Source organism: Bradyrhizobium sp., assembly GCF_049691595.1.
Classification (GTDB): domain Bacteria; phylum Pseudomonadota; class Alphaproteobacteria; order Rhizobiales; family Xanthobacteraceae; genus Bradyrhizobium.
Genome location: NZ_JBAVNZ010000354.1, coordinates 1 through 7,866, shown reverse-complemented (window position 1 = coordinate 7,866; position 7,866 = coordinate 1). Strand labels below are relative to the sequence as shown.

Annotated in this window: 9 protein-coding genes; 2 read left to right on the top strand and 7 right to left on the bottom strand. The window is 60.8% G+C overall.

Features of this window, described 5'->3' with window-relative positions; genetic code table 11:
* The 5 genes from WCE35_RS15600 to WCE35_RS15580 all read right to left on the bottom strand — a co-directional run.
* A partial coding sequence (locus tag WCE35_RS15600) for a DapH/DapD/GlmU-related protein (protein ID WP_424594239.1) occupies window positions 1-246 on the bottom strand: 246 nt, incomplete at its 3' end.
* Complete coding sequence (locus WCE35_RS15595) at window positions 243-1,304, bottom strand: Gfo/Idh/MocA family protein (RefSeq protein ID WP_424594238.1); 1,062 nt, start codon at window positions 1,302-1,304, stop codon at window positions 243-245. The genes WCE35_RS15600 and WCE35_RS15595, both read right to left, overlap by 4 nt.
* Window positions 1,305-1,650: 346 nt before the next feature.
* Window positions 1,651-2,982, bottom strand: coding sequence for an O-antigen ligase family protein (locus tag WCE35_RS15590; protein ID WP_424594237.1), 1,332 nt, complete (start codon window positions 2,980-2,982; stop codon window positions 1,651-1,653).
* Window positions 2,972-3,742: a hypothetical protein gene (locus WCE35_RS15585; protein WP_424594236.1), complete on the bottom strand. Its 771-nt coding sequence runs from the start codon at window positions 3,740-3,742 to the stop codon at window positions 2,972-2,974. Before WCE35_RS15585 ends, WCE35_RS15590 begins: the two co-directional genes overlap by 11 nt.
* A gap of 330 nt (window positions 3,743-4,072) precedes the next feature.
* Entirely contained in the window at window positions 4,073-4,252 is a 180-nt protein-coding gene (locus tag WCE35_RS15580) for a hypothetical protein (RefSeq protein ID WP_424594235.1), read from the bottom strand.
* A gap of 295 nt (window positions 4,253-4,547) precedes the next feature.
* Between WCE35_RS15580 and WCE35_RS15575 the strand changes: the two genes are divergently transcribed.
* Both WCE35_RS15575 and WCE35_RS15570 read left to right on the top strand, forming a co-directional pair.
* The gene (locus tag WCE35_RS15575) at window positions 4,548-5,477 is read left to right on the top strand and encodes an NAD-dependent epimerase/dehydratase family protein (RefSeq protein WP_424594234.1); all 930 of its coding nucleotides are present in this window, start codon (window positions 4,548-4,550) and stop codon (window positions 5,475-5,477) included.
* Window positions 5,474-6,733 (top strand): glycosyltransferase family 4 protein, encoded by a 1,260-nt coding sequence (locus WCE35_RS15570; RefSeq protein ID WP_424594233.1) that lies wholly within the window; start codon window positions 5,474-5,476, stop codon window positions 6,731-6,733. The genes WCE35_RS15575 and WCE35_RS15570 overlap by 4 nt, the downstream gene beginning before the upstream one ends.
* Here WCE35_RS15570 and WCE35_RS15565 read toward each other — a convergent pair.
* Together WCE35_RS15565 and WCE35_RS15560 are read right to left on the bottom strand one after the other, a co-directional pair.
* Window positions 6,730-7,581, bottom strand: coding sequence for a class I SAM-dependent methyltransferase (locus WCE35_RS15565; RefSeq protein ID WP_424594232.1), 852 nt, complete (start codon window positions 7,579-7,581; stop codon window positions 6,730-6,732). The genes WCE35_RS15570 and WCE35_RS15565 overlap by 4 nt on opposite strands.
* On the bottom strand, window positions 7,571-7,866 hold a 296-nt coding region (locus WCE35_RS15560; protein WP_424594231.1), incomplete at its 5' end, for an acyltransferase. The genes WCE35_RS15565 and WCE35_RS15560, both read right to left, overlap by 11 nt.

Here is a 7,866-nt window from a genome sequence, read left to right as displayed (position 1 = left end):
GACGAACATCACGCCATGGCCGACAAAACAGTCTTCGCCGATCGTCACCAGTTCGCAGACAAAGGCGTGCGACTGCACGCGGCTGCGGGCGCCGATCACCACGCCCTTCTGGATCTCGGTGAACGGTCCGACAAAGCAATCGTCGCCGATCCGGCAGCCGTAGAGGTTGCAGGGCTCGACGATCCTGACCCGCGCGCCGAATTCGACGTCGCGCATGCCGGCCTGATGCGCTTCCGGCCGGTTCACGAGGCGACACCGAGCCGGCTCAGCCGCGGCGTGAACCGGAGCGCAACTTCCGCCCCGGTCTCGATCGATTCATAGAGCGCGGAGATCAGTTCCAGGCTCTTGCGTCCCTCGAGGCCGTCGACCAGCGCCGCGCGCTGATTGGTGAGGCAGTCGATCACGTGCTGATAATAGGCCTGGTGGCCAAAGCCGTAGACGTTCGGCGGATTGACGGAAAATTTCTCCACCACGTCCTTGTCCGAGGCAAGCTCATCGACAAACCGCCAGTGCCTGATCTGGTTGACGGCGAAGCCGGCGATCTCGACGGTTCCCTTCTCGCCCAGAATCGAGAGCGAGCCTTCGAGATCGGTCGGACGCGCGGCGGTGGTCGCCTCGATGACCCCCAGCGCGCCATTGCGGAACTTGAGCGTCGCGACCGCCGTATCCTCGGTCTCGATCCTGGCCAGCGCCGTGATCGCGCGGGCATGGACGCTGACGACATCGCCGAAAAACCATTCCAGCATATCGATGTGATGGCTGGCCTGATTGGTGAGCACGCCGCCGTCATAGGCCCAGGTGCCGCGCCAGGCGTCCTGATCGTAATAGGCCTGGTCACGGCACCAGCGCACCCGCACCGTGCCGAGAATGAGACGGCCGAACCGGCCGGCGACAAGCGCTTCGCGCGCCTTGACCACCGGAACGTTGAAGCGGTTCTGCTTGACGATGAACATTTTCACGCCCGCTTCGTCGCAGGCGCGGATCATATCATCGGCATCCTGCAGCCGCAGCGCCATCGGTTTCTCGACCACGACGTGCTTTCCCGCCTTGGCGCAGGCAATGACATGCGCGGGATGCATCCCGCTCGGCGTCAGGACCGCCACCGCGTCGATATCCTTGCGGGCGAGAAAGTCGTCCATATCGTAGAGGGCGGGAACGCCGAATCGGGACGCGATCGCATCGGCGCGCGCGCGAAGGGGATCGCAGACGGCGACAAGCCTGGCGCCCTGGATATGATTGCCGCCCAGCAGGTCGGCATGACGCCTGGCGATGCGGCCGCATCCGAGCAGGCCAAATCTGATCATGGGAGCCTCTTTGTCAACCGTCATCAACCTGCGCGCAGAGCTTTCGAGGCGGCCAGTGGCGGGACCCGGAGCGGCGGCGTCCCCAAATGTCCTATATTAACAAAAGCCACCGCAAAGCAAGGCGTGTTGGCGGCCCGGCCCGGCCCGGGCGCCGGTCGTCGCAGGGAATCCAGCCGCTCGAACGGTCGAGGCAACAGACTTCTGGCACTATGCGTGATACGTGAACGACGGCATTCGTGGTCGAAACGGTTGCCGCTGCGTCATGTTGTGATTCCGGCGCAAGTTTACGGCCGATGTCATCTCGCATATTCAGGATGCAAAGCGGTATCGTAATCCGACAGCGCGTTCAGGAGGCTTGCACCGCTTTCTTGCTAACGCCGCCGGCCGCCTGGCGGAGAGTGCCGATCGTCAAGCCCAACACGAAGTAGAAGTCGTAGGAATACGCAAGCGCGCCTGAAACCATGAGCAAGGCAAGGTGGAAGATATAGAGCTGGAAGACGAAGAACTCGTCTTGGTTGAGGCTCGCCCATATCGCCCAAGCTCGTTTGATCGGGATCATTATCAGTACGATGAAAAGCGCCATTCCACCGATCCCGATCTCGTACAAGGCTTCCAGAATAACATTATGCGGATAGCCGGTGATCGGTCTTGCGATCAGCCAATCGGGCGTTGGTCGGCCGAGTTCGACCGGGAACATGCCGAGTCCTCGGCCCAGGATTATAGAATACGGTTCGTCTTTCAGCTTCGCAAAGAGGTATTCCAGGATAGGACCTCGCAGTCGCGGGTTAGGGTGCTGGATTTCATCAATCGTCCGATCGATGACGGGAATACCGATGTAAAAATTGACTTTCGCCAAGACGAGAAGTGCGCCGCTGGCAAGCAATGCGGTTGCAACGATCAAGACTAGCGTTTTGACGGGCCGCGATCGACCGACAGCAATGGATATGGATACGGCTAATGCGAGAAGCGCGCCTCTTCCGCCGACCCAAAGGACCATTACGAAAGTCGCCGCGACCAACATCCAGCCTAGCACCCAGCGGCGCCGCACATTTCCAATCAGCATGGTGGCCGCCAGCGCCCCCAACGCCAGGAAGCGGCCAACATTCTGATACTGTGTCACGTAGAGATCGACACGATCGGCTTCTGGATCCGAACTCAGGCCGAAGATATCGCCAAACAAATCCGGGAAATCAAACTGATCGACCAAGGACTTCGGTGGAAAGAGGAAGCCGAAGTGCTGGACATAGCGCGCCAGATAAATGAGATAGATAATTGCGATCATCACAAAAATGACCGCGATGCTGCGCGGAGAACCGGATGCAGCAACTCCAACCAACATGAAGAATCCTGAAAACAGAACAAGGCCGGCCAAATAGGTCGGGGGCACGCTGTGCCGCGCGAAAAGCAGGTAGCTGAGCGCAGTGCATGCCCAAATGCACAGCGTTACGATTGCCGTGCTGCGCGCCTTCTGGAACAGTTCGGGCCGCAACTTCCAGACCGGTAAGATCAGCAGCGACGAAACGAATGCTGCGACAACGAATATGATCGTTGAATGAAAATGATAGAACGGCGTGAATTGCTTGCAAAATGCCGTTGTGGTCGCGGCAATGGCGGCTGCCGGGAACAGCCATGCCGATAGGGGTGCGGGCTCGCGCGAAGGCGCTTGATCAGTCGTCAACGCGCGCGCTCTGCGCCGGGGAATTTGCATGGCAGCTCGTCGCGTTGGTGCCTACCTTGCCGCAAGCGACGAACGAGGAGATGGCGGCGACGGCCCCGGGATCGAGCGGGTCGCTCGACGGAAGGCGCTTACGCTGGCATGAGTCGGGACAGTCGGCCGCGTAGGTCCGAAGAAAACCGCTCATGTTGGGTTCGTAGAAAATGCTCGCGCCCGGAGCTGCTTCCGCCAGTCGCTTGAATTTGGTCCGGCTTGTCTCGAAATCCCGACCGGCGCCGACCAGGAGGACTGGCATATCTAGCCGCGCGACAACGTCGATCTGGTCAAACGGCGGGCGCATCGAGCGGATACGCTTAACGATGGTGGCGACCACCCTGTGCAGGGTCGGGAATGAGTACGTCGCAGTTTCTCCCCTTAACCGGCTTGCTACAGCCCGTTCGATCTCCGCGACGGCGGGCTCAGCAAGGCCTCCGCGGCGCAAGTCGTCGGCCATATCGCTCGCGCTGCCCTCGAAAACCGGAAGCATCACAATTCCGTCGACGCCGGCGGTCGCCGCCATTGCAGCAACGATGTTGCCATCGTTGTAACCGATCAGCGTCACGCTGGAGGGTTGCTTGTTCTCGATCACCCAGCGAACGAGACATCGAATGTCGTTCGCTTCTTCGATCATTGTGCTCTCGTCCCAAGGCTTGCCGCTACCGATCCCACTGGCGCCTATCCCCCGCTTGTCGAAGATAAGCGCACTCATTTCGGCCTTCAGCAAATCGGTCGCCAGAAAAAGCGCCGTGGAGTGGATTAGGCCAGCCTGGTCTCCGTTCCGGGTGATAGGCCCTTGACCCGGGACAAATATCGCCGCTGGCGCCTCGGGTCTTGCCGACATCCACGTTGCGGCCAGCCCATCGCACGCCATCACACCTTCGCTCGACGCGAAGGCTGCGCCGCCAACGAGCTGAGCTGCCACGCAGCAAAAGGCATAGCCCAGCACCAAAGCTGCGCGGCTAACGGTGGAGATCGCGGGCCAGAGGGACTTCGATGGATTAATCATTCTCGGTGGCGGGCGAGGAAAATTCGGAAAAGCGGAACGGTTTAACTTTCACGTCGCGCGGCAACGCTTTTGCAAATCAGCCTGACGATTCTCATCCCATTCAACAGCTTTTAGAACACGCGTCAACCTTGGCTGCAAGCATTGCACATAACCTTTGGTGTTGAAAACGGCCACCACGCTGCTGGTTGTCGGGATAATGCTGTTTTTCCTGTTCGGGAGCGGCGGCATGGCGATCCTCTTTCTGCTCTGGTACGTGACGCCGCGCACGATGTTCCAACAGGGGCAAGCGACCAAATCGCTCCCGCGCGTTGATCGAGATCGGACAGGATCATCGACACCCCGAACGATTTGGGATGGCTGGTCGAGCTTGTAATGGGTTCGGCAAGCGCAACGCCTGAGTTGCCACCACCTCCGTCAAGATTGCTCTTGCCTGGCCCATCTAGTAAGTGGTTGGCAGCCTTCCGCGGCCGGTTGGAAGCGCAGCAGCGGGAACCGTTTTGCAATGAAGGATCGTCGAATTCTCGTGACCGGAGGAGCCGGATACGTCGGACGTGAACTCGTCCGCCAGCTCGTCACGGCGGGAAGCGACGAAATTCATGTTCTCGACAATCTTGCGTGCGGCGAGAGGCGCCTCGATTGCATGGATCAGCGCAAGTTCGTGCTGCACCGATGCGACATCCGCGACGACGAGGCGGTATCCGCAACCATGCGACAGGCCGCTCCTCACGTCATCTACCACCTCGCCGCGGTTCACTTTATTCCAACCTGCGAGGCGCACCCGGGAAGCTCGAACAGCATCAATGTATCAGGTACGATAAATCTGCTGAATGCGGCACCGCCGGGCACGCAGTTTGTCTTTGCATCCACCGCCGCGGTGTACCGCCCGTTTGCCAGCGAGCATGTCGAGCTTGACGAAATGCTGGGCCCGGTTGATATCTACGGCTATACCAAGCTCCACGGCGAACATTTCGTCCGGTACTTTCACCACCAGAACAGGGTGCGTGGCGTCATCGTCCGGTTGTTCAATGTCGTCGGGCCCGGGGAAACCAATCCCCATCTGGTGCCGGCCATTATCGGGCAGCTCGCGCAGGGCAAGACCAGTATTTCGCTCGGCAATCTCTTTCCCCACCGCGACTACATCGACGTCGAGGATGTCGCGCGCGGATTCAGGGCCTTGTCGGACAATGCCCGGTTTGACGATGGACCCATGATCTCGAACCTGGGAACCGGCGTTACGCACGCGGTAGGCGATGTCGCCCGATTGATCGGCGAGGCAGCCGGCGTCAAGCTGGACATTCTGCAGGATCCCGCGCGTATTCGCCCGGTGGACCGGCCTATGCTGCGGGCATCGACCCGGAGACTGAAGCAAATAACAAACTGGTGTCCCGCCATCCCGCTTGATCACAGCATGCGCCGCGCCTGGAACAGCCGTGTCGAGGACGGCTTTGCATGAGACCGCCTCGTGTCGCGGCGGTCGCGATCACACCGCCAACTTTCAAGGCGAGCGGCGGGGTCTCGGCGGCAATCCAGTTGACGAAGGAGATCGCCAGGCTTTGCGATGCCACGCTGTTCGTCATGGCAGAACATGACGGCGACGAAATCGAGGATGGACTTCGCATTGTTCGCCGCAAGGCCAGCAACATTCTTCTGCCGATCCAGAAATTTCTTCCCCGGCAGGCAACGACGTTAGCCTGGCGTCCGGATCTTCTGGAACCGCTGCAAGATGGGAAATTCGATGTCGTCCACCTGCACAATCCTCACCCTCCGGGCGCGATGCGCGAGGTGGCTCGCATCTGTGCGAGGTTGAAGATACCATACGTCGTTTCGACGCACGGTTTCATCGAGTTCAATGATTTTTCCCGTGGCTTCGAATCGCCAGCCTGGCAGAAGCCGCTGCTCCGTTTGCTGGTCCGGCGGCCGGTTGTGGAGGTCGCAAGAGGAGCGGCACGCGTATTGATGCTCTCGCCATGCGAAACCCCGGTTCTATCGGGGATGGGGATACCCGCCGAGCGGCTGCGCGTCGTCACCAACGGGGTTGATCGCTACTTTTCCGAAGTGCTTCCGGAGGCCGAGCGACAACGTCTGGTGCAACGCTTTGCACTGCCGACCGGCAGGCCCTTGATGCTCTTTGTTGGCAATCACACGCCGAACAAGGGAATCGACACGTTTCTGGAAGCCTTGCAGCTGATGCGTGAAGCCGCAGTGGCCGTTATCGCCGGCCAGATCCGCTCGAGGGACGAGCACGCGAAGCTGTTGGCAAGCCGCGGCCTGGCCCCGGACGATGCGCGCCTGCGATTTACCGATTTCATCACCAGGGAAGAATTGCGGGCCTTGTACCAGAGCGTCGATCTTTTCGTGTTTCCGTCGCGGGCGGACACGCTGCCGCTCGTCATTCTGGAGGCAATGATCAGCGGCCTGCCGGTGGTTTCGACCAGGGTCGGCGGCATTCCCTTTGAAGTCACACCTGCGACCGGGCTTCTTGTCGAACCGGGCGATGCGGATGCGCTCGCCAGGGCGCTTGACACGGTCTGCGCGGATCCTGCGATGCGGGCGCGTTTGGGAGCCGCCGGACGGTCGCGGGCGATCGAAACGTTCAACTGGAAAAAATCCGCTGAACTCGCCGTCTCGATTTATGGCGAGATCATTCAGCACGGCAGCGGCAATCCGGGCGCGTGCGGCGGCGGCCGGCCTGGCGCGATAAGCGGCTAGGCTGCGGCCTTGCGACCGACGAACGAATAGAGCCGTCCGGGCCGGTTGTCGAAGCGTTCGGCGCCGGCGAGCAGCGCCGAGAATATCAGGTCCGATTTCAGGAGGAACCGCCAAACCGGCAGAGGAAACCTGCGCGACAATGACTGGACGGTGGCGTTGCGCAGACTATCGAAGGTGTATGGGTACAGGTTGATCGGGCTGCGCAGCGGCATGAGGATATCCAGTGAAAACCCGGCGCCTTTCAGCGCGCCCACGTAGTCGGCAAGCAGAAAGGCATGTTCGCCGCCGTAGACATGGTGCAGCGGGTGGCGATCCAGGAACTTGCCCAGATCGGCTTCCTTGCTGATGACATGTTCGCGCGCTGCGACAAATATTCCTCCGGATTTCAGAACGCGGTGAATTTCGCGGCAGGCGCCTTTGAGGTCGCTTGTATGGTGCAGGACCGCGCGCGCGACAACGACGTCAAAGGCTGCATCCGCAAACGGCAATCGCTCGGAAAAATCCTCCACGACATTGATTGGAAGCGACGCTTCATGCGCCAGCGAACGGATGGCGGCGGCGCCAACGATCACGCTCGGGTCTGGCTCGAGGGCGGTCACCGCGAAACCATCCTTTGCCAGCGCAAAACTTGTAATCCCGCGCCCGGCGCCGATGTCGAGCGCAGCTCCGGACCGCCCCCGCAAGAGCGCCGAGATGGCCTGCCATTCCGCCGACGCGTGGTAGCGCGCCGCGGCGGCGGCAAGCGGATCATCATAAAATGCATCCATGACCGTCTGTCGCCGGTCCGGCTGGTTGCGCAGCCAGACCACGGCATCTTCCCACGTCGGCAATTTCGGATCAGCGCTCATCGGCGGTTAGATCCCTGAGCACGACCGCGGGATTCCCGGCCACGATTACATGAGGCGGCACATCCCTGGTGACCACGGCACCGGCAGCAACAACCGCCCCTTCGCCGACGACGACCCCGCGCAGGACAAAGGCTCCGGCGCCGATCCAGGCGTCGTCACAAATTCTGACCGGCTTCTCGCCTAGAGAAATCCGGCGCGGATGCCCGCTTCGATAGATTTGCCGGGTCTGTTGGTGGCGATCCGCGGCGCGGATCGGATGCGTCAGACTGTCGAAGATGTTGGCCG

Coding starts and splice junctions, on each gene's coding strand:
- WCE35_RS15580 (WP_424594235.1), bottom strand. CDS start 4,252: ATGCCGCCGCTCCCGAACAGGAAAAACAGCATTATCCCGACAACCAGC.
- WCE35_RS15570 (WP_424594233.1), top strand. CDS start 5,474: ATGAGACCGCCTCGTGTCGCGGCGGTCGCGATCACACCGCCAACTTTC.
- WCE35_RS15565 (WP_424594232.1), bottom strand. CDS start 7,581: ATGAGCGCTGATCCGAAATTGCCGACGTGGGAAGATGCCGTGGTCTGG.
- WCE35_RS15595 (WP_424594238.1), bottom strand. CDS start 1,304: ATGATCAGATTTGGCCTGCTCGGATGCGGCCGCATCGCCAGGCGTCAT.